Below are 25,221 nucleotides of genomic sequence, written 5' to 3'. Positions count from 1 at the left end.
CCGACCCGGCCGGAGACGGCGACCCTGTCGAGCCGCTGTCGGGAGCCTTTTACCCCTCGCGGGCCACCCGACCGTATGGACGAATTCGACCTCGGCGTTCCCCGACAGATCCTCGACTCGCTTCCCGACGACGACGACGCGGCCCGAGAGGACATGCAGCGGGCCGTCGTCGGCCTCGAAGGCCGACTCAACGAGGCCGTCGAATCCGCCGACGACGAACGCGAGGCCGCACAGAACGTCGTCGGTGCCCTCGAACGCCTGGAGGAACAGCTCGAACAGTACGACGAGTTCGTCCCCGAACTCCGCGCGTGGGGGCAGTCGCCCATCTACGCCATCGCGTGGCGCAACCTGCAGGCCGACCTCATCATGCAGATTCAGGAGGTCGGCTGGGTCGCCGAGCGCATCGACCGTGAGCGCAACTACCGAACCGTCGAGGACGGCATCCGCCTGAGCGATCGGTAGGGCGCCGGCGGCACACCGTGTCACGTCACTTTTTACGACCGAGCCCCCAACGGATGACATGGATCTGGAACTGCGGTTTTTCGCCACGTTCCGCGAGGCAGTCGGTCAGAAGACTCTGGAACACGAGTTCGAGGACGGCGCCACCGTCGGCGAGGTTCTCCTGACTCTCGAATCGGCGTACGACGGCCTGGAAGGCAAGCTGATCGACGATCAGGGTGACCTCCAGCCGAACTTGAACATCCTGAAAAACGGTCGGGAGGTGCTACATATGGAGGGCACCGAGACGGTGATGGAGGACGGCGACACGCTGTCGGTGTTCCCGCCGGTGGCGGGCGGGGCATGAACGACGAGTGGGTTCGTCGGGAGCGCTCCTTCCGCGGCATCTCGAAGCGGCTGGCGATCCAGTATCTCGAAACCCTCGGCGCCGAGCAGGTGAGCGAGGGCCGCGTCGAGGCCGACGACTGGGCGGCCGACCTCTCGGCACAGACGGTCGGCGTCGGTCCGTCGGTGTCGCTGACACAGATCGACTTCGTCTTCGAGGGCGACCCGGACGTCCTCGACCCGCTCATCGAACGGTTCGCACAGAAGGCGATGCGCGCGGGTGGCTGACGTGTCCGGCCCGGAAGACTCCCCCGTCGACGGCCAGGTGTTCATGCTCGCGGCCGCCAAGGCGAGCGTCGGCCCCGGACGGCTGTCGGAGCTGCTGACATGCGTCCAGCGCGACCTCGACGACCGCTTCGACACCTACCGCCGCGAGTTCGAACGCGTCGTCGACGGCGAGGACCGCGAGGTGTTCCTCGTCCCCATGGACCACTGGGAGACGGTCGGCGACCGCCTCGGTCTCGACCGCCGGGAGATCGAAGCCGTCGCCCGCACCCACGCCGAACAGCTCCGGCGGATCGGCTCCGAGACCGACCGCCGCGAGGAGTTCGAGACGGCCCTCGAGATCCGCGAGGCGGTCGTCGTCGGTCGGTGATCGCCGTCCGGAACCGAAAGACGGTTGCCGAACCCGGGTCCACGGGCTGACATGCCCACCGTTCCCGACGGTTTCCTCGACGGCGTGCGGGCGACGCTCCCCCTCCTCCTCGGGTTGATCCCCTTCGGCCTCGTCGCCGGCGTCGCCGCGGTCGACGCCGGCCTCTCGCCCGCCCAGGCGGTCGGCCTGTCGGCGGTGGTCTTCGCCGGCGCCTCACAGCTCGCGACCGTCGACCTCCTCGCGCAGGACGCCTCCCTCGCGGTGGTCGTCCTCACCGCGGTCGTCATCAACCTCCGGATGAGCATGTACTCGGCATCGATCGCGCCCTACTTCGAGGCGCTCCGCCGGCGCTGGTCGGCGGCGTACGCCTTCCTCCTGACGGACATGTCCTACGCACTCGCCATCGCCGAGTTCACCGACGGGGACGGCGACGCCGACTCCACCACCGCCCCGAACGGCGGCTCCACGGGCGAGGACGGGGCGGTCCGCGACCGGTGGTACTACTTCGGCGCCGCGGCGTTCATGTGGCTCGTCTGGCAGCTCGCGACCGTCGTCGGCGTCGTCCTCGGGGCCAGCATCCCCGAGAGTTGGGGGGTCTCCTTCGCGGTGCCGCTGGTCTTCCTCTCCCTGCTCGTCCCCGAACTGTCGGACCGTCCACGGATCGTCGCGGCGCTGGTCGGCGGGAGCGTCGCCGTCGCCGGCGCCGGGTGGCCGCTGAACCTCGGACTGCTCGGCGGGGCGCTCGCCGGCGTCGTCGCGGGCGTCGTCGTCGAGGGGAGGGCCGCGGCGTGACGACCACGCACGGCCCGCTCGCCGTCTGGGCGGTCGTCCTCGTCGTCGGCGCGCTGACCTTCGCCATCCGGTACTCCTTCATCTACCTGCTGGGCCGCGTCTCGGGGGTGCCCCCGCGGCTCGAACGGGCGCTCCGCTACGTCCCCGCGGCAGTGCTCGCGGCGCTCGTCGCCCCGTCCTTCGTCGACCCCGGCCCGACCGTCGCCGCGACGTTCCTCGACGGCCGCCTGCTCGCCGGCGTCGTCGCCGCCGGCGTGGCCTGGACGACGGAAAACATGTTCGCGACGCTCGTGGCCGGGATGCTCACGCTCTGGACGGTGGGGTTCGTCCTGTGAGGCGGCGACCCCGACTCAGTCGTCGTTCGCCGACGGCTCGGGCGCCTCCCCGTCCCCGCTCGAGATGGGGTCGCTCTCCGTCTCGGTGAACCCCTCCGAGGATTCCATCCGGCGCTTGGCTTCGGGGTCGAACTGCGCCTCGATGTCCTGGTACTTGCTCACGAAGGAGAGTTCGTGGTGGCTCTCCGTGGGGTGACCCAGATAACGCTCCTCCAGGTCGAACTGCGCCGCCTCGTCCGCGTCGGCGAGGCGCTGGAAATCCTCGTAGACGGCGTGGGCGCCCGAGTGCAGGCCGAACAGGGTGATGAAGATGTACTTGTAGCCCAGATCGCCGAGTTCGGCGAACGTCAGCGGATCCGCCTCCTCGGACCACGCGAAGGAGGAGGAGTAGTTGAAGGCGAGGTCCAGGTCGGGGTGGGTCTCGTGGATCGTCTCCGCGTACTCGACGGCGTCCTCGCGGGAGGGGTCGGGCATCTCGGGCCAGACGAGGTCGACGCCGGCGTCGGCGTAGATCCGTCCGCGTTCGAGGTGTTCCTCCCAGTCGCCGTTCGCGGAGCCGTAGGCGTCGGTGCGGGCGATGATCACGGTGTCCTCGCACTGCTTGGCGTCGACGGCCGCCCGGAAGCGGGCCTCGGCGTCTTCGCGGGAGACGATCCGCTTGCCCGCGATGTGCCCACACCGCTTGGGCGTCGTCTGGTCCTCGATGTGAACCGCCGCGACGCCCGCCTTCTCGTACTCCCGGACCGCCCGGCGGACGTTGTGGATTCCGCCGTAGCCCGTATCGCAGTCGGCGATCACGGGGAGCGTCGTCGCCTCGGCGATCCGTTTCGCGTTCTCGACCATCTCGGTCATCGTCACCATCTCCAGGTCGGGGAAGCCGAACTGGCCGAGGACCGTCGAGTAGCCGCTCATGTAGACGGCGTCGTGGCCCGTCATCTCGGCCAGTCGGGCGTCGAGCGCGTGATAGAGTCCCGGTGCGAACACGAACTGCTGGTCGGCGAGTCGCTCGCGGAACTCCACGGCCGCCGGGTTGTCGATGTCCCGCGTGACGGTGTCGGTGTCGAGTTCCTCCGGCGTCATCGGCGGTCCTCCGTCGGCCGCCGGGTGGGTCGTCCCAGGTCGGGGACCAGCGGCGCCTCCTGAGCCAGTTCGTCGTCCGCCCGCCGCCGCGTGGCGTCGGTCCTGGGGGGCTGCCTCGTCGCCCGTCGCGTCGTCTCGCCGTCCGCCGTCCGACCGCCGTCCGTCCGGGTGTCGGCGTGGCCGATGTCGGGGACGAGCGGGGCGCGCTGTGCTAGCTCCTCGTCGGGTCGCTGGATCGTGGGGTCCATGTGTGTGGGGTGTCGGTCGTCGGTCCTCCGCCGATTCGCCTCGCGTCGGTGACGTGGTCGCGTACGTGCATCGCATCCGACCGGTGCACCGGCGGGCCAATAAAGTTAATGATTGATAATGATAATATTCGTTAATGACTTTAATTGTCGGGTGGTACCAGTACCCACACCCACTTCACGGGGCTTAATTCCGTCCAGCGCGGTGGTTTCGGTAGATGGTAGCCGCCATAGAGATCGACGACCTCCGGAAGCGATACGGCGACGTGACGGCGCTGGACGGCGTCTCGCTGTCGGTGCCCGAGGGGAGCTTCTTCGGTCTCCTCGGGCCGAACGGCGCGGGCAAGACCACGTTCATCAACATTCTCGTCGGCCTCGTGCGGAAAAGCGGCGGCGAGGCGCGGGTCTTCGGGCACGACGTGGAGACGGAGTACCGCGAGGCACGGGACCGGATCGGCCTCGCGCCCCAGGAGTTCAACGTCGACCGCTTTTTCCCGATCCGCGAGGTACTGGAGCACAAGGCGGGCTACCACGGCATCCCCGCGGACGAGGCCCGCGAGCGGGCCGACGAGGCCCTGAAACAGGTCGGCATCTACGAGAAACGCGACACGCGCTTCGACTGGCTCTCCGGCGGGATGAAGCGGCGCTTTCTCATCGCGCGGGCGCTGGTCACCGATCCCGACCTGCTGATCCTCGACGAACCCACCGCCGGCGTCGACGTTCAACTCCGCCACGACCTCTGGGAGCTGATCACCGACCTGAACGAGGGCGGGACGACGATCCTGCTCACCACCCACTACATCGAGGAGGCCGAACGCCTCTGTGACGAGGTGGCGATCCTCGACCAGGGGCGGGTCGCCACGGTGAGCACGCCGGACGAACTCATGGACCGCGGCACCGACCGCATCACGGTCACCTTCCGGGAGCCGATTCGGTCGCCGCCCGACATCGCCACCAACGGGACGGTCGACAGCGTCAGCGTCGAGGACGGCCGTCTCGTCATCTCGGCGTCACGTGGCGGCCTCGTCGCGCCCGACCTCGTCCGCGAACTCGACGCCGCGGGCTACGAGATCGTCGACCTCGACGTCTCCCGGACTTCGCTGGAGGAGGTGTTCGTCGAGATGACACGGAACGGGTCGTCGGTCGCCGACGGAGGGGAAGCGTGAGCCGGAGCACCGTCCAGTTGAAGACGCTGGTCCAGCGGGAGATCCTCCGGTTCGTCCGACGGCCGTACAACACGTTCCTGCCGCCGATCATCACGAACACCCTGTATTTCGCGGTGTTCGGCGTGATCCTCGGGAGCCGGATCGGCGCCATCGCCGGCGTGAGCTACATCCAGTTCGTCCTCCCCGGGCTGGTCGTCCTCGGGGCCATCTCCGACGCCTTCGAGAACGCCTCCTTTTCGATCTTCCACGGCCGGTGGAACAACTACATCGACGCCGTCATCGTCACGCCCATGTCGAATTTCAATATGGTCGCGTCCTACGTGATCGCGAGCGCGACCCGGGGGATCCTCACCGCCGTCCTGATCGTGGCCGTCGGCCTGATCTTCACCGCGGTTCCGCTCTCGCACCCGCTGTATCTGATCGCCTTCGTCGTCGTTATCACCACGCTGTTCGGCGGGCTCGGCATCGTCGGCGGGCTGTGGGCCGACGACTTCGACTACCTCACCGTCATGAACCAGTTCATCCTCCGGCCGCTGGTCTTCTTCGGGGCGGTGTTTTACTCCCTCGAGGTCCTGCCCCCGCTCTGGCGGGACGTCTCCCTGCTGAACCCGATGGTGTACATGGTCAACGGCGTCCGGTACGGAATGATCGGCGTCACCGAGATCGATCCGAACGTCTCGCTGCTCGTCCTCACCGCCGCGACGCTTGCCGTCCTGCTCGTCGATTTCCTCCTGTTCAAGCGGGGCTACGGCCTGACCGAGTGACGATCTGCCAAGGTACAATCCGCGTTTTCGTCAAGCGAGCTTATTACCCGACGGAGTGGTCAGTGGGGAGTGCATCATGTCGAACAGTCCCGATGGCGGCTCACTGACCAAGGCCCAGTCGTACGCCTTGGTCGTGGTCGCCGCCGTCCTGTTGAGCGCGATCCTCGCGCCGGTCGCCTACGACCGGGCGACCCAACCCGACGGGACCGTCGCCGTCATCACTATCGAGGGGCCGATCACCTCGAACTCGGCGACGGCCGTCCAGGAGGACCTCCGCGAGGCCCGCGAGAACGAATCGATCGACGCGGTCGTACTGAACGTCGACAGCCCCGGCGGTGGCGCGGCCGCGAGCGAACAGCTCTACCTGTCTGTCCAGCGCACCGCGGCGGAGATGCCCGTGGTCGCGAGCGTCAAATCGACCGGCGCGTCCGGCGCCTACTACGCGATGCTCCCGACCAGCGATATCTACGTCACGCCCGCCTCCATCGTCGGCAGCGTCGGCGTCCGCGCCGCGTCCCCCGGACCCTCGCTCCCCGGCGAGGTCAAGAGCGGTCCGGACAAGGCCAGCGCGACCGCCGACCAACGACGCGCGCAGGTCGAGACGCTCCAGCGTGCGTTCGTCGGCAGCGTCATGAAACACCGGAGCGACGACCTCGAACTCTCCCGCACCGAGGTCGCCCATGCGAAGGTGTACACCGGCGCCCGCGCCGTCGACAACGGGATGGCCGACGAGATTGGCTCCACCCAGGACGCCATCCGTCAGGCCGCGAACGCGGCCGACCTCGACGACTACGAGGTGTACCGCAAGGAGCCGCCACAGACCGGCGGCCTCTTCCTGCTCAGCGCCGACGACGGCGGGGCGGTGGTCGTCGAGCGTAGCCCCGTCGGCTACGAAACCGTCGACACCCCGACGCTGTTGATGGTGTACGGAACCGTGCAGACCGAAAGCGAGGTGATCGGTAATGTCAGCGCCTAAGTCCAGACTCGTCGCCGTGTTCGTGATCGTCGTCGCCGTTCTCGTCGGTGCCGCGGCCGTCGCGCCGTACGCCCTCGGTACCGGCGGCGACGCCGACGACGCCGCGCCCATCGAGAACCAGCAGTTCCAGCCCGACACCGTCCTCCCCGACGAGGAACCCGAGGACGGCGAGATCAGCATGGCCAGCTCCGAGCGCGGCAAGACCGTCCTCGTGGACGTGGGACACAGCAACGACGTCTCGGAGACCGACCTCGAACCCTTGCTCACGACGCTCGTCGAGAACGGACACGAGGTCCGGTTCTACCGCGGGCAGCGACAGGACCTCAACGAATCGCTCCGCTCGGCCGACGCCTTCGTCGTCGCCAACCCACGGGAGCGGTTCACGAACGACGAACTCGCGGGCGTCGAGGCCTTCACCGACGCCGGCGGGCGCATGCTCGTGATGGGAGGGCCGCCCTCCATTCAGGCCTCCGGCGGCCTGCTGTTCGGCCTCGGTGGGTTCGAACCCACCGCGCCCCGGACGACCGACCTCGCCTCGACCTACGGCATCGCCTACGGGTCGGGCTACCTCTACAACATGGAGGAGAACGACAACAACTACAAGAGCATCTACGCCGAACCGGCGTCGAGCGGCGGCCTCGCCGACGGCGTCGAGCGCGTCGTGGTCCGGGACGCGGTGCCGATCCGGACCGACGGCGGCACGCAGGTCCTCGTCGGGACCGAGGGCACCACCCTGTCGACGACCCGCGACACCGGCGAGTACGCCGTCCTCGCGCGGAGCCAGGGCGGGAACGTCACCGCGGTCGGTGACACCTCCTTCCTCTCCCGCGAGAACGCGTACGACGCCGACAACGAGGTGCTGATCGGCAACCTCGCCGACTTCCTCGTGACCGGCGACAAGGCAGAGGGCGCCCCCAAACCACCCGGCGCCGACGCGCCGAACGGTGGCACCGGTCCCGCCCCCGGTTCCGGCCCGACGGAGCCGCCGCGGGAACCCACGCCCGCCCCCGCCTGACCGACCGGCTGCGACGGTACCGACCGGTCGTCCGGCGGTCCCGCTGACCGTAGCCTATTTCCTCGTCGCCCGTCGGTGATACAGTATGCTACCGGCCACCACATCGCGCCGCCGACTGCTCCGTCTGGTCGGGGCCACGGGTGTCGCCGGTGTCGCCGGCTGTGCGGGCGGGTCCGGCGGGTCGAGCGGCCCGGAACTCGTCGCCACTCTCGGCGCCGACGTGAAGAACTACGATCCGACGCTGGCGAACGACACCACCTCACGGAAGCTCATCGGCCTCGTCTACGAACCGCTCCTCTCCGTCGACTTCGAGGGGCAGGTCCGGCCGAGGCTCGCCACCGACGCCGAACGGCTCGACGATCGAACCTGGCGACTCTCGCTTCGCGAGGGTGTCACCTTCCACGACGGGAGCGACTTTACCGCCGCCGACGTGGTCGCCACCTTCGACCGCTACGAGGGGACGCCCCGCGAGTCCGACGTGTTCCTCTGGTACGACGACGCGACGGTCGTCGACGAGCACACCCTCGACGTGAGCCTCAGCGATCAGTATGCCCCCTTCGAGACGTCGCTCGGGGGCGTCCCCATCGTCCCGGAGGCGGCCGCAGCGGGCGACATCGACCTCTCGGAGCGACCGGTCGGGACCGGCCCCTATGCCTTCGAGACGCACGAACCCGACCGCCTCTTCCGACTCACCCGCTCCGACGACCACTGGTACGACGGGTCGGGCGAGGCGCCCGCCACCCCACCAATCGAGACGCTCACCTTCCGTATCATCGTCGAGGGATCGTCGCAGGTTGCCGCCCTCCGGGCGGGCGACGTCGACCTCGCGAACAACCCCCCGGCGGACTCGATCTCCGACCTCCGGGACGACGACGAGATCACCGTCACCGAGCGCCTCGCCGGCGGTTTCGAGATGCTCGTCTTCCCCCTCGACTCGGACCCGTTCTCGAACCGCGAGGTGCGACGAGGGATCGCCCGGCTGATCCCCCGCGAGGAGATCCTCGATTCGGTGTTTGCGGGGGTCGGCCGCCCCGCGTACGCCCCCATCTCGCCGCTCCTCGACGACTACTCCTCCGAGTCGTTCCAGGCGGAGATGCGCGAGAAGTACCAGGGCTACGATCCGGAGCGGGCCCGCGAACTGCTCGCCGACGGTTTCGACGCCCTCGGCATCTCGCCGCCCTACGAGACGAGCATCGTCACCAACGAGACGCCGGAGCGGGTGCGGTGGGCCCAGCTCGTCCGCGACGAACTCGACGCCACCGACTTCTTCGACGTCACCCTCGACCAGTTCGAGTGGAACACCTACACCTCCCGGGTACTCGCCGGCGACTCCCACCGCTCGGACTCGATGATGGCACTCGGCTGGACCGGCGGCTGGGACCCCGACACCTTCCTGCGCAACCTCTTTTACAGCGGGCAGGCCACGCCCGCCTGCTGTAACGCCGCCCACTACGCGGACGACGACGTCGACCGCCTGCTCGACGAGGCGCTCGCCACCTACGACGCCGCCGAGCGACGCGCGCTCTACGAGGACGCCCAGCGACGGATCGCCGCGGACGCCCCCGTCGCGTTCGTCCGGTTCAGCAAGCGCCTCGACGCCCACCGGTCCGAGCGGGTCGAGGGCTTTCGCACCTACCCGCTCGACACCGGCGAGTTCACCGCCATCTACGCCCCCTGGGCCGACGCCTACACCACCGTCGGGGGTGGGTGATCGACCGGCCGATGTCGCTCCGACGGTACGTCGTTCGGCGGGCACTGCTCACGCTCCCCGTGCTCTTCGGCGTCTCCGTGCTCACCTTCGCCCTCGTGAAGCTCCTGCCCGGCACGCCCGTCGACTACGTCCTCCAGTTTCAGGAGGCGACGCCCGAACTCCGGGCGTCGCTTCGCGCCCAGTATCACCTCGACGAGCCCCTCCACCGGCAGTACGCACTTTGGCTGTGGGACGTCCTCCACCTCGATTTCGGCGAGCGGGTCGTCTCCGACCGGAGCGTCCGCGCCGCCATCGCGGCCCGCCTGCCCGAGACGCTCGCCCTCGGCGTCGCCGCCCTCCTCGTTGCCCTCCTCGTCGGCGTGCCGACCGGCGTCCTCGCCGCGGTGAACCGGGGCGGACCGATCGACGAGGGCAGTCGGGTCGTCGCGCTCGCCGGCATCGCCACCCCGAACTTCTGGCTCGGCCTCCTCCTGATCCTCCTGTTCGGCGTCCACCTGAACCTCGTGCCCGTGATCCCCCCCGTCGCGCCGCTTCTCGCCCCCGAATCGCTCGCCTTCCTCGCCCTGCCGGCGATCACCCTGGGCACCGCCTCCGCCGCCCTGTTCACCCGCCTCACCCGCTCGGCCGTCGGCGAAGAACTCCGGAAGGAGTACGTCCGCACCGCCCGCGCGAAGGGACTCGACGAGCGGACCGTCATCGTCAAACACGTCCTGCGCAACTCCCTGATATCGGTCGTCACCGTCGCCGCCGTCCAGGTTGCCGTCCTCCTCGACGGCGCCGTCGTCATCGAGCGGGTGTTCTCCTGGCCCGGCCTCGGTCGCCTGCTCGTCCGCGCCATCCTCCAGCGGGACTTCCCCGTCGTGCAGGCCGTCGTGTTGCTGGTCGCCGTCGCCGTCGTCCTCGCCAACCTGCTCGCGGACGTGGTGTACGCCTGGCTCGATCCGCGGATTCGCTACTGACTATGCCCGCACACACACCCCTCTCCGACCCGTCCACCCCGGACACCCGACGTACGCGAGGTGTCCGCCCGTGAGCGGCCCGCTCGACGACCGCGGCCGACTGCGCGTTCGGGGCTTCGACCCGACGGACGCGGCCGCCGCCCGCGACACCGAGGGCGACGGCGACACCGAGACCACGCCCGCCACCTCGACCGACCGCTGGCGACGCGCCTGGGACCGGTTCCGCCGCGACCGGGTCGCCGTCGCCGGCCTCGCCGTCATCGGCGTCCTGGCGCTCCTGGCCGTCCTCGCTCGCCCAGTCGAGGTCGGCGGCGTCGTCGTCCAGCCCGTCGCGCTGGCGCCCTACGACCCCGCCGCGTCCGGGGTCGCCGAGTCCTACCTCCCGCCCTCCCCGACCCACCCCTTCGGTACCGACTGGGCCGGGCGCGACGTGTTCTCCCGCGTCCTCTACGGCGGCCGGTACAGCCTCTCCATCGGCGGCATCGCCGTCGCCCTCGCGCTCGCCGTCGGCGTGCCCCTCGGGGCGCTCGCCGGCTACGTCGGCGGCTGGGTCGACGAGGCGATCATGCGGCTGGTCGACGTGCTCTATGCCTTCCCCTTTCTCGTCCTCGCCATCGCCTTGGTCGCGACCTTCGGCCAAGGATTCTGGAAGCTCGTCGGGGCGCTCGTCGCCGTCGGCTGGATCGGCTACGCCCGCCTGCTCCGGGGCGAGGTGCTGAGCGTCGTCGAACGCGAGTACGTCCTCGCGGCGCGGGCGCTCGGCGTCACCGACCGTCGGATCCTCGTCCGCCACGTCGTGCCCAACGCCGTCGCGCCCGTCGTCGTCCAGGCGACGCTCAACGTCGGGACCGTCGTCCTCTCGGCCGCGGCGCTCGGCTTCCTCGGTCTCGGCCTCCCGCCCGGCACCGCCGAGTGGGGGAGCATGCTCTCGGCCGGCCGCGACACCCTCGTCGGCGGCGAGTGGTGGGTCACCGTCTTCCCCGGCCTCGCCATCTTCCTGTTCGTGCTCTCGATCAACCTCGTCGGCGACGGCGTCCGGCTGGCGCTCGATCCCGACGCCGGCGCCGACACCTACCGCGGGCGCGGCGGCGCCCGTCGCGACGACCGGGAGGCCGAACGCTGATGGCGCTGCTCGAAGTCGAGGATCTCGCCGTCCGCTTCTACACCGAGGCCGGCGTCGTCCGGGCCGTCGACGGCCTCTCGTACACCCTCGACCGCGGCGAGCGATTGGGCGTCGTCGGCGAGAGCGGCGCCGGTAAGACCGTCGCCGCGCTCGCCGTCCTCGGCCTGCTCGACGACCCGGCGCGGATCGAGGGCGACGTTCGGTTCGACGGCGAGTCGCTCCGGGCGGCCGACGACGACCGACTGCGGGCGATCCGGGGCGGTCGGATCGGCATGGTGTTCCAGGATCCCGAAGCGGCGCTCAACCCCGTCTACACCGTCGGCGAACAGGTTGCCGAGGCGGTGCGTGCCCACACCGACCGCGACGGCGCGGCCGCGCGCGACCGCGCCGTTGCCCTCCTCGATCGGGTCGGCATCCCCGATCCGGCGACGCGGGCCGACCAGTATCCCCACGAGTTCTCCGGCGGCATGGCCCAGCGCGCCCTCGTGGCGATGGCGCTCGCGGGCGAGCCCGACCTGCTGATCGCCGACGAGCCGACGACGGGCCTCGACGTGACCGTCCAGGCTCAGCTGCTCGAACTGCTCGACGACCTCGCGACCGACGACCTCGCGGTCCAGCTCGTCTCCCACGACCTCGGCGTCGTCGCCGAGTTCTGTGACCGCGTGCTGGTGATGTACGCCGGCGAGGCCGTCGAACGCGCGACCGTGGACGACCTCTTCTACGAGCCGAAACACCCCTACACCGCGGGGCTGCTGTCCGCCGTCCCCCGGATCGGCGCCGACCGCGACCGCCTCTCGTCGCTGTCGGGGACGACGCCAGACCTCTCCGCCCCGCCCCCGGGCTGTCGCTTCCACCCCCGCTGTCCCTACGCCGAGGACGTCTGCACGAAACGCGACCCGCCGCTCGTTTCGACCGACGACGGCGACGGCGAGCCCCACTACGCCGCCTGCTTCGCCTACACCGGCGATCTGGACGGCGACCTGTCGTTCTCGGTCGACGTGGTGGACGACACGGACGACGGAGGTGCCGACCGGTGACCGACCCCCTGCTCCGCGCCGAGGGGCTCGTCAAGGAGTATCCCACCTCCGAGCGCTTCCTCGACCGCCTGCTCGGGAACCGTCGGTGGGTGCAGGCGCTCCAGGGCGTCGACCTGACCGTCCGCGCCGGCGAGACGCTGGCGCTCGTCGGCGAGTCCGGCTGTGGCAAGAGTACGCTCGGGCGCACCCTCGTCCACCTCGAGGAACCGACCGCCGGGACGGTCACCCACCGCGGCGACGACCTCGGATCCCTGTCGTCCTCGGCGCTCCGGGCGCGGCGCCGCGACCTCCAGTACGTCTTCCAGAACCCCACCGCCAGCCTCGATCCCCGCCTCACCGTCGGCGACGCGGTCGGGGAGGCGCTCGACGCCCACGACCTCGTTCCGGACGACCGCACTCGTGCCCGGCGGATCGCCGAACTGCTGGAGACGGTCGGCCTCCGCCCCGCGCACGCCACGCGCTACCCCCGGGAACTCTCCGGCGGCCAGCGCCAGCGGGTCGGCATCGCCCGCGCGCTCGCCGTCGACCCCGAGTTCGTCGTCTGCGACGAACCCGTCAGCGCCCTCGACGTCTCGGTGCAAGCCGGGATCCTCGACCTGCTCGCCGACTTACAGGCCGAACGTGACATCGCCTTCCTCCTCGTCGCCCACGACCTCTCGGTGGTCGAACACCTCGCCGACCGGGTGGCGGTGATGTACCTCGGCCACGTCGTCGAACGCGGCACCGTCGACGAGGTGTTCTCGCCGCCGTATCACCCCTACACCTACTCGCTCCTCTCTGCGATCCCGGAACCCGATCCGCGGTGGGACGGCGACCGGGTCGTCCTCGACGGGACCGTCCCCTCCGCGACCGACCCACCGGACGGCTGTGCGTTCCACACCCGCTGTCCGATCGCACAGTCGGACTGCGGGGCGTGGGACGCCCACCCCGACCTCGAACCGGTCGACGGCGACGGCGGCCACGAGATCGCCTGCCCCTATCACGACCTGCTGGAGGAATACGAATGACCCGCCCGCCCCGTCGCGTCGAACGGACCGACGCGCTCCGGCGTGACGACGACCCCTCGTCGCCCGCTCCCGCCCCGAAGGCGACCCGCTCCATCGACGCCGCCAGCGCGAGTCACGCCCTCCTCCCGCGGGCGCTTCGCCGTCGCGCTCTCACCGTCGCGTGCGCGACCGACCGCGAGCGCTACGCCCCCGACGACCCCGTCGACCTCCGCGTCACCGTCCGCAACCGGTTGCCGATCCCCCTCAGACTGCGGACGACCGCGCCGACCCCGTGGACCTGGGCCGTCGACGGCGTGGACCGCGCGTCGACCGCCGACGACCTGCCCCGGGAGACCGGCGCCGTCGCGTTCGCCGCTCGCGAGCGGAAGACGTTCCACACGCGGTGGTACCAGCGGTTTCGCGTCGCCGACGACGAGTGGGTCGCCGCCGACCCCGGCGACCACACCCTGACCGCGCGCCTCCTCGTCGACGACCCCCGACTCGCCGCGTCGACGACCGTCCGGATCGAATGAGTAGAGCCAAGACGGTCGGTCCCCCACGCCCGCCATGCGCCAGTTCGTCGTCGTGGGACACGACGCCCCCACGACCCCCGAGTTCGCACTCGACGACCTCGCCGGCGCGGCCGGTCGCCTCGACGTCCTCTGTCGGTGTGTCACGTCCGCCTTCTTCCTCTCGCATGCCATCCGCGAGGACGTCCGCGTCCACCTCGTCCTCGACGACACGTTCACCGTCACCTTCGAGGGGGACGACCTCCGCCGGCTCAACCCCGACGAGCGGAGCACGGCCGCGCTGATCCGGGGCGCCCTGGAGCGCCGCGAGGACGCCATCGGCCACCAGCCCGTCGAGTCGAGCCCCGGCGTCGCCATCCGCCGCCGCGGCTTCGCGGCGACCCTCGACGCCGCCGTCGACGAGCGCCGCGCCGGGGACGCCACGCTCGTCCATCTCCACGAGGCCGGGACCCCCGTCGTCGACTACGACCCGCCGGCAGACCCCGTGTTCGTCCTCTCCGACCACCACGATTTCACCGGTGCCGAGGCGGACCTGCTGGCCGAGCGCGCGGACGCCCGCGTCCGCCTCGGACCGCGAGCGCTCCACGCCGACCACGCCGTCACCGTCGCGCACAACTTCCTCGACACCGATGGCTTTCGATCGTACTGACGCCGGGAATCACAACTGTTAAACTCGCTGCCGGCGTTCGTCCGACCGCGGGCCGGTGGGGTAGCTTGGTATCCTTCGGCCTTCGGGTGGCCGTAACCGCGATTCGAATTCGCGCCGGCCCACTTCTCCCGCGTTCTCACACACCTAGCAACGGCCTTCGGGTGGCCGTAACCGCGTTCTCGTGAGCGAAGCGAACGAGAGCGAGCGAGACGAGCGGAGCGAGTCTCGCGTGATTCGAATTCGCGCCGGCCCATTTTTCCCCACTTCCACTCGGTGAGCGATAGGTTCGGGTGGCCGTAACCGCGTTCTCGTGAGCGAAGCGAACGAGAGCGAGTCTCGCGTGATTCGAATTCGCGCCGGCCCACTTCTCCCGCGTTCTCACGCTCGGAGCGACGGCCGTCGCGCGCCCACGACCGACGCCCGCGTTCCAAGGTGATTTATCCGTCCGTTCCCCTACCCCGAACGTGGACGCTCCGTTCGAGGTTCTGGGGGTCGATCCGGACGCCGACGAGTCGGAGATAGACCGCGCGTACCGCCGGCGCGTGATGGAGACGCATCCGGACCAGGGGGGCTCCGCCCGCGCGTTCCAACGCGTCAAGGCGGCCTACGAGGCGATCATGGAGGGCCGGCTCCACGACGGCGACGGCGACGGCGACGGCGCCGACCGCCGCGAGCCGTCGCGACCGGAGGGCTCCCGGGTCGAGTATCTCAACTACGCGGTGATCGAGGACCACGGGTGGAGCCTCGACGACGACGACCTGTTCGAGAAGGCGGCCGCGGCCGACCTCGATCCGACGGACTACGGCGAGTTCCTGGCCGAGCCGAGCGAGACGCTCCTGCAGGCCGCCGAGAACCGCGGGTTCGCGTGGCCCTACGCCTGCCGGGGCGGCGCGTGTGCGAACTGCGCCGTCGCCGTCGTCGAGGGCGAGATGACGGTGCCCATCGATCACGTCCTCTCGACTGAGATGCTCGAACGCGGCATTCAGCTCTCCTGTATCGGCGCCCCGACGACGGCCGAGTTGAAGGTCGTCTACAACGTCAAGCAGATGCCCGACCTCGACGACCTCATCCTCCCGCCCTACCGGTTCGAGCGGACCCAGTCGGTCGACTGATCCCCGGACGGCCGGTCAGCGCCGAACGAGGCCGACGGCGAGCAGCGCGAGCAGGGCCGCGACCGGGCCGAACCCGTCGCCGGCGGCGGGCGTCGTGGGCGTGGCGGTGGGCGTGGCCGTCGGCGTGGCGGTGGGTGTGGCCGTCGGGGTCGGCGCCGCGGTGGGTGTCGGCGTCGCGGTGGGTGTCGGGGTCGACGTGGCGGTGGCGGTGGGCGTGGCCGTCGGCGTCGCGGTGGGCGTCGGCGTCGCGCCGGCGACCCGGATCGTCGCCGTCCGGTTGCCGTCCGTGAGTTCGCTGCCCGCGACGGTGACGGTGTATCTCCCCGGCGTGGGCTCCCCGAGTTCGACTGTCGTCCGCTCGCCGCTGGTCGCGATGGAGCCGTTCCCGACCTCGTTCCCGGCCGGTCCCACGACCGAGACGTCCAGTCGGTCGGCGTCGTCGAAGTTGAACCTCGCCCGGACGTACACCCGTCGGAGGTCCTCGGGGTCGACCGGGTCGTCGGTGACGGCCTGTTGATCCTCGCCGCGGAGTTCGAGCCGTTCGATCCGGGGCCGGACGACCTGTAGGTCGGCCCGAATATCGGTGTCGTTTCTGGCGTAGTAGGCGCCGACCGGGACCCCAGTGAAGTTCGCGTCCGTCGGGTCGACGGTGAACGAGGGGCCGCCGCCGACGGCGACGAAGGTCGTTTCGTTGGTGCCGACCGTTCCGTCGCCGGTGAGCCCCGCCGACGAGATGTCGAGCGTCTCGCCCGCGTACACCCGAACCGGCGGGCGCGTGTCCGCGGGTTCGTCCCGTGGCTCGCTCAGGGCGACGGCCGTTGGCGCCGTCGCGACGACGAGCACCGCGAGCGCGACAGCGACGGCCGTGAACCGTCCGACGTCGCGGGTCATCGTTCGGGTGTTGGGAAACCGAACGCATAAACCTATACCCGGGTGACCGCCCCTCAGCGACCCTGGACACCGGGGGGAGGCTGGGGGAAGGCTAAATACGTGGGGCGGAAACCCGATTGTATGGACTGTCCGCAGTGTGACGGGACGCTCGCCACGTACGCCCTGGGCGGACAGGAGGCGTCCGTCTGCGAGGACTGCGGCTACGTCGGTATCCCCGCCGAACACCGTGGCGAACCCCGCCGGATCGAATCGTGGGACGACGCACTCCGCCGGTTCTACCGTGCCCAGGGCGCCGACGCGGAACCCGGCGTCGAACTCCGACCGCCGCTCTCCCGTCCCTCCGAGGGGTCGAGCGACGAATCGTGGGACGACGCCCTCCGCCGGTTCCACGAGCGACGGACGAGCGACGACGAGAGCGACGCGACCGGTTCGGAGGAGGGAGTCGACGAAGGCGAGAGCGACGCGACCGGTTCGGAGGAGGGAGTCGACGAAGGCGAGAGCGACGCGACCGGTTCGGAGGAGGGAGTCGACGAAGGCGAGAGCGACGCGACCGGTTCGGACGATTCGGACCGCGCCGGCGACGCGTCGGCGGAGACGTCGGCTGCGGGGACCGACGGGGACGGCGACGGCGCGGCGACGCGGACTCAGTCCTCGGCGGGCGACTCCTGAGCCTGCCGTTCGTCGCCGTCCTCCTGTTCCTCGTCGGAGCGCGCGGCGACGAGCGCGCCGCGGGCGACGCTGTAGAGCGGTTCGTCGACGCTCTGGACCTCGCTGATCGAGAACGGGATCGAGGCGTCACGCAGGTGATCCTCGAACAGCTTCTCGAAGCCGCGGGGACTGGACGTGCCGCCGGTGACGACGACCGGGACGTCCAAGTCCTCCTCGACGTCCTCCTCGTCCACCTCGCGGGCGATGTTCTCGATGACGTAGTCGAGCAGGTTCTCGTAGTAGATGGCGAGCGCGCCCTCGACGCCGCCCACGTCGGTGCGGAAGTCGAGTTCGAAGTCGTCCTCCTTGATGGAGGTGACCTTGTCGACGGGCGTGCCCGTCGCCTGAGCGGCCTGCTCGTCGATCCAGTCGCCCCCGCGGGCGATGGAGAACTTCATGACCGGGACGGCGTAGTAGGACAGACAGACGTTGGTCATGCCGGCGCCGAAGGAGACGCCGAGGCCGGTGAAGTTGTGGTTGGCGAGTTCGGAGTAGATGACTGCCATCCCCTCGTTGATCGGTTCGGTCTCGTAACCCATGTCGCCGAGCATCGACTCCAGGGTCTTCTCGTGATAGAGGGTCGAGAGGTCGGAGTCGATGGGGTCCGCGGGCGAGGAGAAGTAGAGACGCTCGCCGGGGTGGTTGGGCTGGCCGACCACCTGCTCGGTGATGAGCTTGATCATCGGAATCGCCGACGACTCCTCGGAGGAGAGGATGCCGTGTTGCATCGGGCGGCGGGTCTCCTCGTTGAAGATGTTCGCGAAGTTGAGGGCGTCGTCGCCGACGACGTACACCTTGTCGTCCTTCCGGATGTGGAGGACGTCGCTCCGCGAGAGCATCTGCTCTGCCATGTCGGAGTACTCGATTTCGACGAAGGAGTTCCGCTGCTGGACGAAGACCGTCTCCGTCCCCTCCTGCTGTGCCGAGATGAGGTTCATGGTGCCGACGTCTAGGCCTTTAGCCATACGCGTGTGATACCCCGTCGCCATCATAAACGTTCGCCCAAGTGTCCGACCGCTTACCTAGGTCTGACGGGCGTCAGACGGCCGAAATCGTCACGTTGGTGGCGATCCGCCTCCCCCGAACGCCGGACGGGCCGACGGTCGGACGACCTACCGCGAGAACAGCCCCTTCGCCCGGTCGACGATACTCCCCTCGTCCTCGGTCGCTACCTCCTCGGCCTGCTGTTGCTGTTTGAGTTCGGTCAGCGCGGCCGTCTGGTCGTCGACGCCCGTCGAGGAGTCCGTCTTCTGCTCGCGACCCTGGAGCTTTCGCAGGTTCGAGAGCGCGTCGTCGACGCCGTCCCCCGAGGACCGCACCGTCGTCGCCTCGGCGTTCTCGAACGCCTCGCGGTCGACCTCCACGTCGGTGTCGGTGTCGAACTCCAGGCGCTTGGTCTCCTTCCGGCTGACGCCCCCCCACGACAGGTCGGCGTCGGCCATCGCCTCGTCGATGTCGCGTCGCACCTGCTCGTCGGACACCGTCTCCCCCCCAGCCTCCGCGTCCGCGTCGCCCGCCCCGCCCTCCGTCGCGGTGCGCACCTCGGCGGCGCGCTCGCCAGGCGACGCGCGCTGGACCTGGTGGCCGACCAGCGCCGCGCCCGTCGCCCCGACGACGGCGACGAGGCCGACGGCGTAGACGGCGATGATCTGTGCGCTGTAGTCCGGCGACCGCGTGACGTTCCAGTTCATCGGGTACACCGAGACGAACGCCGCGACGGCCGCGAGACAGACGACGAGGCCGCCGACCGCGGCGTACCGCATCCGCTCGTCGCCCGGCAGGAGGACGACGATGCCGAGCAACAGCACCGGGAACCCGCCGGCCGAGGCGACGACCGCCACCTCCCGGAGCGCGAACGCCGTGTTCCCCGGGTCGCTGGCGAACGCCGAGAGGAAGAACACCGCGATGCCGACGGCGCCGAGCGCGATGCCGCCGAAGAAGAGCGCGAACCCGAGGTAGACGTCCGTCTCCGTCTCGGGGTCGCCGATGTATCGACCGTACCACTCGAAGAGTACGTTGTCGGGGGGGTCGTCCGTGCTCATTGGTGACCGTTACAGGCTCAACCCATTTGACTGTTGGCGCCCCGTCTGACGCGGGTCTGACGCCGTATCCGAAGGCTTATGCGCGAACTTGCCGACGCCGAACGTAGAGCAGATGCCCTCCCGGTTCGACCCCGACATCGAGTTCGATATCGGCCTCGGCCGCGGCGACGCCCTCGTCGTCCTCGGCTGTCTGTGCCTGCTCGCTACGGCCGCCTTGGGGGCCGCCCTCGGCCCCTCCGGCACGGCGGGTCCCGATCCGACCGCCGCCCCGCCGGCCGGCGCCGACGGCGAGCGTACGACCGTCGTCGGCGTCCAGGGCGTCGGGAGCTACGTCGACGGCGGTTCCGTCCGGATGCTCTCGGGATCCGAAGAGCGGTGGCGGGAGTCCTCGGCCGACGTCTACTTCGACGTGACGCGACTCGACAACGGATCGGTGCTCGCGGGCTACCTGTCGGGCGGCTACGAGGACTGTGGCCCCTACGAGGCCCCCTGTCACCGCACCGGCTACCGGGTCATCGACCCCGAGCCCACGCCCGAGGTGGTCGCCGAGTGGTCCTACCCGGTGCGCAACCGGGTCGCCAGCGAAGTCCACGACGTCGAACCCCTGCCGGACGGTGGGTTCGTCCTCGCGGACATGGAACACGAACGGATCGTGATCGTCGAGGGCGGCGAGGTGACCTGGGAGTGGGAGGCGAGTTCCCGCTACGAGGCCCCCGACGATCCGACGCGGACCGATTGGCTCCACATCAACGACGTGGACCGCATCGGCGAGGGCCGGTTCCTCGTCTCCGTCCGCAACGCCAACCAGCTGCTCGTCCTCGAACGCGGCGAGGGGGTCGTCGAGGTGATCAACGCGGACCACGACGACGCCACCGACGACGACGGGCTCGTCGGCGATCCGACCGTCATCCACCAGCAACACAACCCGCAGTGGCTCGGCGACGGTGCCGTCCTCGTGGCGGACAGCGAGAACCACCGCGTGGTCGAACTCCACCGCACCGAGGACGGCGACTGGGAGCCGGCCTGGGTCCTCGAAGGCGCCGCCGGACAACGGTTCGACTGGCCGCGGGACGCCGACCGACTCCCCGACGGCACCACGCTGATCACCGACACGCGCAACGCCCGCCTCGTCCAGGTCAACGAGTCCGGGCGCGTCGTCTGGGAGCACCAGCTCGACTACCGCGCCCTGCCCTACGAGGCCGACCGCCTGCCCTCCGGCGAACCCGTCGGCGGGCCGACCTACGGCGACGCCGACACGGCCGCCGCGTCCGGCGGGAGCGTCCCCGTCCTCACCCCTCTGCTTCGCCTCGTCAGCGCCGCCGTCCGCCTCCCCCGCTGGGTCGGCGAGGTCCACCTCCTCTCGACGCTGCTCTCGCTCGGCCTGATCGGCGTCGGTCTGGTCGTCCGGTGGCGGGACTAGGCCCCGAACTTTTGCACCGCCCGGTCGACACATCCCACATGGACGATCTGACGTGGGAGACGACCGACTCGGCCGTCGACTACACCTGCCCGGGCTTCGACGTGCGCCGCGACGAGGTCCGCCTGCCCGACGGCACCGAGACCGACTTCCACTACGTCGACGAGCCCGCGGCGGTCGTGGTCCTGCCGTTCACGCCCGACGGCGACGTCGTGGTCATCGACGAGTGGCGCCAGGCAGTCGGGCGGGTGAACCGCGGGCTCCCGGCGGGGTCCGTCGAGGCCGCCGACGCCACTCTGGCAGCGGCCGCCCGCCGGGAACTCCGCGAGGAGACGGGCTACGAGGCCGACACGACGACACACCTGTTCTCCGCCGAGCCGACGAACGGCATCGCCAACTCCGTCCACCACTACTTCGTCGCCCGTGACTGCGTCCCCGCCGGCGAGCGCGACCTCGATTTCAACGAGAGCATCCGTGTCTCGACGACCGACTACGAGGACCTGCTGGCGGCCGTCCTCGACGGCGGGGACGCGGATCCGCGGACGGACCGCGCCGGCGGCGTGCGCGACGGCCGTACGGTCGCCGCCGTCACCGGCTACGAACTCCGCCACGGCGCCGGTCGCGCACCGTCGCCGTAGGCGTCGCTACGCGACGTGAAAAAACGGAGAAGTCGTCGGGTCCTCAGTCGTCCGCCGGAGCCTGACCGCTGGAGCCGGAGACGCCCGTGCCGGGGCCGACGTCGATGTCGAGACGTTCGAGCGTCTCGTCGGTGACGACGCCGTCCTCCCAGCCGCGGTGGCTGTAGTACTCCGCCTTCATCGAGGCGAGGTCGCAGAGTTCGCCCTCGGAGCCACCCTGACCGGGGATGGCCTCGTCGTCGCCCTCGACGAACCGACCCGGCAGCGAGTCGTCGGCGCCGTCGAAGCCGGCGAGGTTGTTGAAGTAGCGTTCGAGGTTGTACACGCGCTCGCCGGCCGTCATGAGCTCCTCCTCGGAGAGGTCACGACCGGTCATGCCGTTGTACTGTTTGACGTACTCCTCGATGCCCTCCGCGAAGGCGTTGAACTTGCAGATGTCGAAGGAGTCCGAGATGGCGTGGAGGTCCTGGAAGGTGGCGCACAGCTCGCCCTTGCCTTCCTCCTCGTACGGGTCGACCTTCTCCGGGATGCCGAGAATCTCGGCGGCCGGCGTGTAGCCGCGCAGGTGGCAGGCGCCACGGTTCGAGGTGGCGTAGCCGATGCCCATGCCCTTCATACAGCGCGGGTCGTAGGCGGCGATGGTCTGACCCTTGACGTCGAGGCGGCACTCGTGGCCGTCGACCTCTTCGGCGGCGCGCTCCGGGCCCTTCGCGAGGAAGTCGCCCAGGTCGCTGTTGCGGTGGCCGACCTCCTCGATGAGGTCGATCATGTGCTCCTCGTCGCCCCAGTCGATCTGGTCGTCGAGGTCGTCGAGGTAACCCTCGTCGCTCATCTCCATCGCCATGGCGAACATGTTGCCCATGTCGATGGTGTCGACCCCCATGTCGTTACAGCGGTCGATCATGATCGCGATGGAGTCACGGTCGTCGTTGGCGGAGTTGGTGCCCAGGGCCCAAGCACTCTCGTACTCGTAGGACTCCATCTGGACGTTCATGTCCTGGCCCTTGTGCTTGTAGTTGACCTCGACCTCCTTCTTACAGGCGACCGGACAGGAGTGACAGGTCGGCTCGTCCACGAGGATGTTCTCGCGGACGTTCTCGCCGCTGATGCGTTCGGCGACGAGGTCGGAGCCTTCCTCCTCGTTCATCGCGAACCCGGAGGTGTACTGGCCGTTCTTCGTCGGGTGGCCGTCCATCTCCTCCGTGATGTTCATCAGGACGTTCGTCCCGTACATCGAGAGCGCGCCCTCGTTGGGCGCGGTGACGTCGGACTCCTGGATGACCTGCATCGCCTGCCGGGCACCCTCGCCGAACGTATCGGAGTCGGCGGGCTTGGGCATGTCCGTCCCCGCTTTCACGACGACGGCCTTGACGCCCTTGTTGCCCATCACGGCACCGGTGCCACCGCGGCCCGAGGCGCGGTCGTCCTCGTTGACGATACAGGAGTAACGAACCTCGTTCTCGCCGGCCGGACCGATGGCCATACAGGAGAGGTTCTTGCCGTAGGACCCCTCAACTTCCTCCTCGATGATCTCTCGGGTCTCGTGGATGCCCTTGCCCCAGAGGTGGGAGGCATCACGGAGTTCGAGTTCGCCGTCCTCGACGACGGCGTAGACGGGGTCGTCCGCCTGGCCGTCGAAGAGGATGCCGTCGAAGCCGGACCACTTGAGTCGGGCGCCGGACCAGCCACCGTGGTGGGAGTCCGTCACCGTCCCCGTGAGCGGGGACTTCGTACAGATCGCGATCCGACCGCTCATGACCGCCTGCGAGCCCGTGAGTGGCCCGGTCATGAACGCGAGCCGGTTGTCCGGGCCGAGCGGTTCGACGTCCGGACCGGCGTCGAAGACGTACTTCACGCCCAGTCCGCGGCCACCGATGTACTTTTTCGCGTCCTCGTCGTCGATGCTCCGATACGAGACATCGCTAGCGCCGAGGTCCACGTGCGCTACGTGATCGTTGAATCCGCCTAATTCTGTCATGGTAACGTACGTTAGTTCATAACACCTCCAAGCTGTTAGTCGTTGCTTCGGGAGTGTAACCGCGATCGGTTACGCCGATTCTTTATGTCGCCGGAATGTGCCGAAAACGTGTCACGAACCTCCCGAACGTCCATCACGGTCGCCGTCGCGCTCGCGATCCTCGGCGCCTCGGTGCTGAACCCCCGGTGGATCGGCGCGTCGGGTGCCGACGCGGTTCTCGGGCTCACCGCGTGGTTCCATCTCGTCGGTTACGCCGCCCTCGGCGCCGCCCTCCGCCCCCGCTTCCGTCCGGGGTGGCGCGGCGCGGCCGTCGCCGTCGCGCTCGCGACCGGGTACGGCGCCGGCATCGAATGTCTGCAGTCCGCCCTCGCCTTTCGCACTGCCAGCCTCGTCGACGCCGCGATCAACGGGACCGGCGCGCTCCTCGGCGTCGCGGTCCGGGACGGCGTCGAACGCCGCCCCGGGGCCGGGCGGACGAAGCGCTGAGCGGGCGGTCCACCCCGAAGCCGCTTTACGCGTCGGTCGGCTACCGGTCGGTAATGAGTCAGCCGAGCCCCGAGGTCTACGAACGGGGGCGGGGAATGGACGCCCACAACCAGGTGATGCGGGAGATCCGCTCCCGGAAGGACGAGACGTACGACCCACACGAGCCGACCCGCGTGTGGCTCGACGAGGACAACACGCCCGGTGGTGTGTACCGCTCGCTGACGATCATCCTCAACACCGGCGGCTGTCGCTGGGCGCGGGCCGGCGGCTGTACCATGTGTGGCTACGTCGCCGAGAGCGTCGAGGGCGGCTCGGTCCCCCACGACGCGCTGATGGATCAGATCCAGGTCTGTCTCGAGCACGAACGCGAGAACGCCGACGAGCCGGCCGACCTGATCAAGATCTACACCTCCGGCTCGTTCCTCGACGAGCGCGAGGTCGGCGCCGAGACCCGCCGGGCCATCGCCGACACCTTCGCCGACCGCGAGCGGATCGTCGTGGAGTCGCTCCCCGACTTCGTCGACCGGGAGAAGCTCGCCGATTTCACCGACAACGACCTCGCCACCGACGTCGCGGTGGGCCTGGAGACGGCCACCGACCGCGTCCGCCACGACTGCGTGAACAAGTACTTCGACTTCGCGGACTTCGTGGCGGCGACCGAGGAGGCCGACGCCGCCGGCGCCGGCGTGAAAGCCTATCTCCTCATGAAGCCGCCCTTCCTCACCGAGCGCGAGGCGGTCGAGGACATGGTCGAGTCGGTGCGCCGGTGTGCGGAGTACTGCCACACCGTCTCGATGAACCCCTGCAACGTCCAGAGCTACACCATGGTCGACGACCTCTACTTCGAGGGGGGCTACCGGCCGCCGTGGCTCTGGTCGGTCGCCGACGTCCTCGAACGGACGGCCGACGCCGACGCCATCGTCGTCTCCGACCCCGTCGGCGCGGGGAGCGACCGCGGGCCGCACAACTGCGGCGACTGCGACGACCGGGTCCAGCGGTCGATCAAGGACTTCGACCTCCGGCAGGATCCCGCGGTGTTCGATCAGGTGTCCTGTGACTGCGAGGCGACCTGGGAGACGGTGCTCGACGCGGAGACGAGCTTCGCGATGCCGCTGACGCGGTAGCGCCACAAGAGCTTTCGGC

The 25,221-nt window shown here is 69.7% G+C and carries 28 protein-coding genes, 1 tRNA gene and 1 pseudogene; 24 read left to right on the top strand and 6 right to left on the bottom strand.

Features of this window, described 5'->3' with window-relative positions; translation table 11 throughout:
- The first annotated feature begins 75 nt into the window (after positions 1-75).
- The 6 genes from EI982_RS10690 to EI982_RS10665 are packed head-to-tail and all read left to right on the top strand — an operon-like array spanning position 76 to position 2,565.
- Complete coding sequence (locus EI982_RS10690; protein WP_157689693.1) at positions 76-462, top strand: DUF7971 family protein; 387 nt, start codon at positions 76-78, stop codon at positions 460-462.
- A 58-nt stretch (positions 463-520) separates the two neighbouring features.
- Positions 521-805 carry a ubiquitin-like small modifier protein 1 gene (locus EI982_RS10685; protein WP_157689692.1) on the top strand — a complete coding sequence of 95 codons (285 nt, stop codon included), beginning with the start codon at positions 521-523 and terminating at the stop codon, positions 803-805.
- Positions 802-1,071, top strand: coding sequence for a MoaD-like domain-containing protein (locus tag EI982_RS10680; protein WP_157689691.1), 270 nt, complete (start codon positions 802-804; stop codon positions 1,069-1,071). Before EI982_RS10685 ends, EI982_RS10680 begins: the two co-directional genes overlap by 4 nt.
- Positions 1,064-1,438 (top strand): DUF8048 family protein, encoded by a 375-nt coding sequence (locus EI982_RS10675; protein WP_199243596.1) that lies wholly within the window; start codon positions 1,064-1,066, stop codon positions 1,436-1,438. The genes EI982_RS10680 and EI982_RS10675 overlap by 8 nt, the downstream gene beginning before the upstream one ends.
- 51 nt (positions 1,439-1,489) lie before the next feature.
- Positions 1,490-2,230: an AzlC family ABC transporter permease gene (locus tag EI982_RS10670; protein WP_157689690.1), complete on the top strand. Its 741-nt coding sequence runs from the start codon at positions 1,490-1,492 to the stop codon at positions 2,228-2,230.
- A complete protein-coding gene (locus tag EI982_RS10665) occupies positions 2,227-2,565 on the top strand; it encodes a branched-chain amino acid transport AzlD family protein (protein WP_157689689.1) in 339 nt (112 codons plus the stop codon). Before EI982_RS10670 ends, EI982_RS10665 begins: the two co-directional genes overlap by 4 nt.
- 15 nt (positions 2,566-2,580) lie before the next feature.
- On the opposite strand, the gene aceA is transcribed toward EI982_RS10665, so the two are convergent.
- The gene (aceA, locus tag EI982_RS10660) at positions 2,581-3,645 is read right to left on the bottom strand and encodes an isocitrate lyase (RefSeq protein ID WP_157689688.1); all 1,065 of its coding nucleotides are present in this window, start codon (positions 3,643-3,645) and stop codon (positions 2,581-2,583) included.
- A complete protein-coding gene (locus EI982_RS10655) occupies positions 3,642-3,893 on the bottom strand; it encodes a hypothetical protein (RefSeq protein ID WP_157689687.1) in 252 nt (83 codons plus the stop codon). Before EI982_RS10655 ends, aceA begins: the two co-directional genes overlap by 4 nt.
- 215 nt (positions 3,894-4,108) lie before the next feature.
- On the opposite strand from EI982_RS10655, the gene EI982_RS10650 reads away from it, so the two are divergent.
- The 13 genes and pseudogenes from EI982_RS10650 (at position 4,109) to fer (ending at position 15,918) form a co-directional block, all read left to right on the top strand.
- The gene (locus EI982_RS10650) at positions 4,109-5,056 is read left to right on the top strand and encodes an ABC transporter ATP-binding protein (protein ID WP_157689686.1); all 948 of its coding nucleotides are present in this window, start codon (positions 4,109-4,111) and stop codon (positions 5,054-5,056) included.
- Positions 5,053-5,820 carry an ABC transporter permease gene (locus EI982_RS10645; protein WP_157689685.1) on the top strand — a complete coding sequence of 256 codons (768 nt, stop codon included), beginning with the start codon at positions 5,053-5,055 and terminating at the stop codon, positions 5,818-5,820. Before EI982_RS10650 ends, EI982_RS10645 begins: the two co-directional genes overlap by 4 nt.
- 76 nt (positions 5,821-5,896) lie before the next feature.
- On the top strand, positions 5,897-6,796 hold the full coding sequence (locus EI982_RS10640) for a S49 family peptidase (protein ID WP_157689684.1): 900 nt from the start codon (positions 5,897-5,899) through the stop codon (positions 6,794-6,796).
- Complete coding sequence (locus EI982_RS10635) at positions 6,783-7,811, top strand: DUF4350 domain-containing protein (RefSeq protein ID WP_157689683.1); 1,029 nt, start codon at positions 6,783-6,785, stop codon at positions 7,809-7,811. Before EI982_RS10640 ends, EI982_RS10635 begins: the two co-directional genes overlap by 14 nt.
- Positions 7,812-7,896: 85 nt before the next feature.
- Complete coding sequence (locus tag EI982_RS10630; RefSeq protein ID WP_157689682.1) at positions 7,897-9,522, top strand: ABC transporter substrate-binding protein; 1,626 nt, start codon at positions 7,897-7,899, stop codon at positions 9,520-9,522.
- Between the two features lie 11 nt (positions 9,523-9,533).
- Positions 9,534-10,481 carry an ABC transporter permease gene (locus tag EI982_RS10625; protein ID WP_157689681.1) on the top strand — a complete coding sequence of 316 codons (948 nt, stop codon included), beginning with the start codon at positions 9,534-9,536 and terminating at the stop codon, positions 10,479-10,481.
- 70 nt (positions 10,482-10,551) lie between these two features.
- Positions 10,552-11,604: an ABC transporter permease gene (locus EI982_RS10620; RefSeq protein WP_199243595.1), complete on the top strand. Its 1,053-nt coding sequence runs from the start codon at positions 10,552-10,554 to the stop codon at positions 11,602-11,604.
- Entirely contained in the window at positions 11,604-12,641 is a 1,038-nt protein-coding gene (locus EI982_RS10615; protein WP_157689680.1) for an ABC transporter ATP-binding protein, read from the top strand. Before EI982_RS10620 ends, EI982_RS10615 begins: the two co-directional genes overlap by 1 nt.
- Positions 12,638-13,576, top strand: a pseudogene (locus EI982_RS10610) (ABC transporter ATP-binding protein); the annotation flags it as partial. The gene EI982_RS10615 and the pseudogene EI982_RS10610, both read left to right, overlap by 4 nt.
- Before the next feature lie 68 nt (positions 13,577-13,644).
- Complete coding sequence (locus EI982_RS10605; RefSeq protein ID WP_157689678.1) at positions 13,645-14,160, top strand: DUF7974 family protein; 516 nt, start codon at positions 13,645-13,647, stop codon at positions 14,158-14,160.
- 34 nt (positions 14,161-14,194) lie between these two features.
- Positions 14,195-14,806: a tRNA (pseudouridine(54)-N(1))-methyltransferase TrmY gene (trmY, locus tag EI982_RS10600; RefSeq protein ID WP_157689677.1), complete on the top strand. Its 612-nt coding sequence runs from the start codon at positions 14,195-14,197 to the stop codon at positions 14,804-14,806.
- 49 nt (positions 14,807-14,855) lie between these two features.
- Positions 14,856-14,928 (top strand) — tRNA-Pro (locus tag EI982_RS10595).
- 342 nt (positions 14,929-15,270) lie between these two features.
- Positions 15,271-15,918, top strand: a complete 648-nt coding sequence (gene fer, locus EI982_RS10590) for a ferredoxin Fer (protein ID WP_157689676.1) — start codon at positions 15,271-15,273, stop codon at positions 15,916-15,918.
- Positions 15,919-15,933: 15 nt separating this feature from the next.
- On the opposite strand, the gene EI982_RS10585 is transcribed toward fer, so the two are convergent.
- Positions 15,934-16,809: a hypothetical protein gene (locus EI982_RS10585; protein ID WP_157689675.1), complete on the bottom strand. Its 876-nt coding sequence runs from the start codon at positions 16,807-16,809 to the stop codon at positions 15,934-15,936.
- A 120-nt stretch (positions 16,810-16,929) separates the two neighbouring features.
- Here EI982_RS10585 and EI982_RS10580 point away from each other — a divergent pair, with 120 nt between their 5' ends.
- Positions 16,930-17,478 carry a TFIIB-type zinc ribbon-containing protein gene (locus EI982_RS10580; protein ID WP_157689674.1) on the top strand — a complete coding sequence of 183 codons (549 nt, stop codon included), beginning with the start codon at positions 16,930-16,932 and terminating at the stop codon, positions 17,476-17,478.
- Here the strand turns inward: EI982_RS10580 and EI982_RS10575 are convergent.
- Both EI982_RS10575 and EI982_RS10570 read right to left on the bottom strand, forming a co-directional pair.
- Positions 17,454-18,482, bottom strand: coding sequence for a disk-shape morphogenesis protein volactin (locus tag EI982_RS10575; RefSeq protein WP_157689673.1), 1,029 nt, complete (start codon positions 18,480-18,482; stop codon positions 17,454-17,456). The genes EI982_RS10580 and EI982_RS10575 overlap by 25 nt on opposite strands.
- A 147-nt stretch (positions 18,483-18,629) precedes the next feature.
- Complete coding sequence (locus EI982_RS10570) at positions 18,630-19,559, bottom strand: cell division protein CdpA domain-containing protein (RefSeq protein WP_157689672.1); 930 nt, start codon at positions 19,557-19,559, stop codon at positions 18,630-18,632.
- A gap of 112 nt (positions 19,560-19,671) precedes the next feature.
- Here EI982_RS10570 and EI982_RS10565 point away from each other — a divergent pair, with 112 nt between their 5' ends.
- Both EI982_RS10565 and EI982_RS10560 read left to right on the top strand, forming a co-directional pair.
- The gene (locus EI982_RS10565; RefSeq protein ID WP_199243811.1) at positions 19,672-20,979 is read left to right on the top strand and encodes a hypothetical protein; all 1,308 of its coding nucleotides are present in this window, start codon (positions 19,672-19,674) and stop codon (positions 20,977-20,979) included.
- Positions 20,980-21,017: 38 nt separating this feature from the next.
- Positions 21,018-21,614: an NUDIX hydrolase gene (locus EI982_RS10560; RefSeq protein ID WP_157689670.1), complete on the top strand. Its 597-nt coding sequence runs from the start codon at positions 21,018-21,020 to the stop codon at positions 21,612-21,614.
- A 43-nt stretch (positions 21,615-21,657) separates the two neighbouring features.
- Here the strand turns inward: EI982_RS10560 and EI982_RS10555 are convergent, their stop codons facing one another.
- Positions 21,658-23,592, bottom strand: a complete 1,935-nt coding sequence (locus tag EI982_RS10555; protein ID WP_157689669.1) for an aldehyde ferredoxin oxidoreductase family protein — start codon at positions 23,590-23,592, stop codon at positions 21,658-21,660.
- Between the two features lie 108 nt (positions 23,593-23,700).
- On the opposite strand from EI982_RS10555, the gene EI982_RS10550 reads away from it, so the two are divergent.
- Positions 23,701-24,078, top strand: a complete 378-nt coding sequence (locus tag EI982_RS10550) for a VanZ family protein (protein WP_157689668.1) — start codon at positions 23,701-23,703, stop codon at positions 24,076-24,078.
- A gap of 53 nt (positions 24,079-24,131) precedes the next feature.
- Positions 24,132-25,202, top strand: a complete 1,071-nt coding sequence (locus EI982_RS10545) for an archaeosine biosynthesis radical SAM protein RaSEA (RefSeq protein ID WP_157689667.1) — start codon at positions 24,132-24,134, stop codon at positions 25,200-25,202.
- Positions 25,203-25,221: the final 19 nt, after the last annotated feature.

This window comes from Haloplanus salinarum, from assembly GCF_009762275.1.
GTDB lineage: Archaea > Halobacteriota > Halobacteria > Halobacteriales > Haloferacaceae > Haloplanus > Haloplanus salinarum.
The sequence above is the reverse complement of the archived record's forward strand: the minus strand, read 5'-3'. Positions and strand labels throughout refer to the sequence as shown.

What these genes read in the sequence shown, in the direction of transcription:
- EI982_RS10690 (WP_157689693.1), top strand. Translation starts at nt 76, where the DNA reads ATGGACGAATTCGACCTCGGCGTTCCCCGACAGATCCTCGACTCGCTT.
- EI982_RS10685 (WP_157689692.1), top strand. Translation starts at nt 521, where the DNA reads ATGGATCTGGAACTGCGGTTTTTCGCCACGTTCCGCGAGGCAGTCGGT.
- EI982_RS10680 (WP_157689691.1), top strand. Translation starts at nt 802, where the DNA reads ATGAACGACGAGTGGGTTCGTCGGGAGCGCTCCTTCCGCGGCATCTCG.
- EI982_RS10670 (WP_157689690.1), top strand. Translation starts at nt 1,490, where the DNA reads ATGCCCACCGTTCCCGACGGTTTCCTCGACGGCGTGCGGGCGACGCTC.
- aceA (WP_157689688.1), bottom strand. Translation starts at nt 3,645, where the DNA reads ATGACGCCGGAGGAACTCGACACCGACACCGTCACGCGGGACATCGAC.
- EI982_RS10655 (WP_157689687.1), bottom strand. Translation starts at nt 3,893, where the DNA reads ATGGACCCCACGATCCAGCGACCCGACGAGGAGCTAGCACAGCGCGCC.
- EI982_RS10650 (WP_157689686.1), top strand. Translation starts at nt 4,109, where the DNA reads ATGGTAGCCGCCATAGAGATCGACGACCTCCGGAAGCGATACGGCGAC.
- EI982_RS10640 (WP_157689684.1), top strand. Translation starts at nt 5,897, where the DNA reads ATGTCGAACAGTCCCGATGGCGGCTCACTGACCAAGGCCCAGTCGTAC.
- EI982_RS10635 (WP_157689683.1), top strand. Translation starts at nt 6,783, where the DNA reads ATGTCAGCGCCTAAGTCCAGACTCGTCGCCGTGTTCGTGATCGTCGTC.
- EI982_RS10630 (WP_157689682.1), top strand. Translation starts at nt 7,897, where the DNA reads ATGCTACCGGCCACCACATCGCGCCGCCGACTGCTCCGTCTGGTCGGG.
- EI982_RS10625 (WP_157689681.1), top strand. Translation starts at nt 9,534, where the DNA reads ATGTCGCTCCGACGGTACGTCGTTCGGCGGGCACTGCTCACGCTCCCC.
- EI982_RS10615 (WP_157689680.1), top strand. Translation starts at nt 11,604, where the DNA reads ATGGCGCTGCTCGAAGTCGAGGATCTCGCCGTCCGCTTCTACACCGAG.
- EI982_RS10605 (WP_157689678.1), top strand. Translation starts at nt 13,645, where the DNA reads ATGACCCGCCCGCCCCGTCGCGTCGAACGGACCGACGCGCTCCGGCGT.
- trmY (WP_157689677.1), top strand. Translation starts at nt 14,195, where the DNA reads ATGCGCCAGTTCGTCGTCGTGGGACACGACGCCCCCACGACCCCCGAG.
- EI982_RS10585 (WP_157689675.1), bottom strand. Translation starts at nt 16,809, where the DNA reads ATGACCCGCGACGTCGGACGGTTCACGGCCGTCGCTGTCGCGCTCGCG.
- EI982_RS10580 (WP_157689674.1), top strand. Translation starts at nt 16,930, where the DNA reads ATGGACTGTCCGCAGTGTGACGGGACGCTCGCCACGTACGCCCTGGGC.
- EI982_RS10575 (WP_157689673.1), bottom strand. Translation starts at nt 18,482, where the DNA reads ATGGCTAAAGGCCTAGACGTCGGCACCATGAACCTCATCTCGGCACAG.
- EI982_RS10570 (WP_157689672.1), bottom strand. Translation starts at nt 19,559, where the DNA reads ATGAGCACGGACGACCCCCCCGACAACGTACTCTTCGAGTGGTACGGT.
- EI982_RS10565 (WP_199243811.1), top strand. Translation starts at nt 19,672, where the DNA reads ATGCCCTCCCGGTTCGACCCCGACATCGAGTTCGATATCGGCCTCGGC.
- EI982_RS10560 (WP_157689670.1), top strand. Translation starts at nt 21,018, where the DNA reads ATGGACGATCTGACGTGGGAGACGACCGACTCGGCCGTCGACTACACC.
- EI982_RS10555 (WP_157689669.1), bottom strand. Translation starts at nt 23,592, where the DNA reads ATGACAGAATTAGGCGGATTCAACGATCACGTAGCGCACGTGGACCTC.
- EI982_RS10545 (WP_157689667.1), top strand. Translation starts at nt 24,132, where the DNA reads ATGAGTCAGCCGAGCCCCGAGGTCTACGAACGGGGGCGGGGAATGGAC.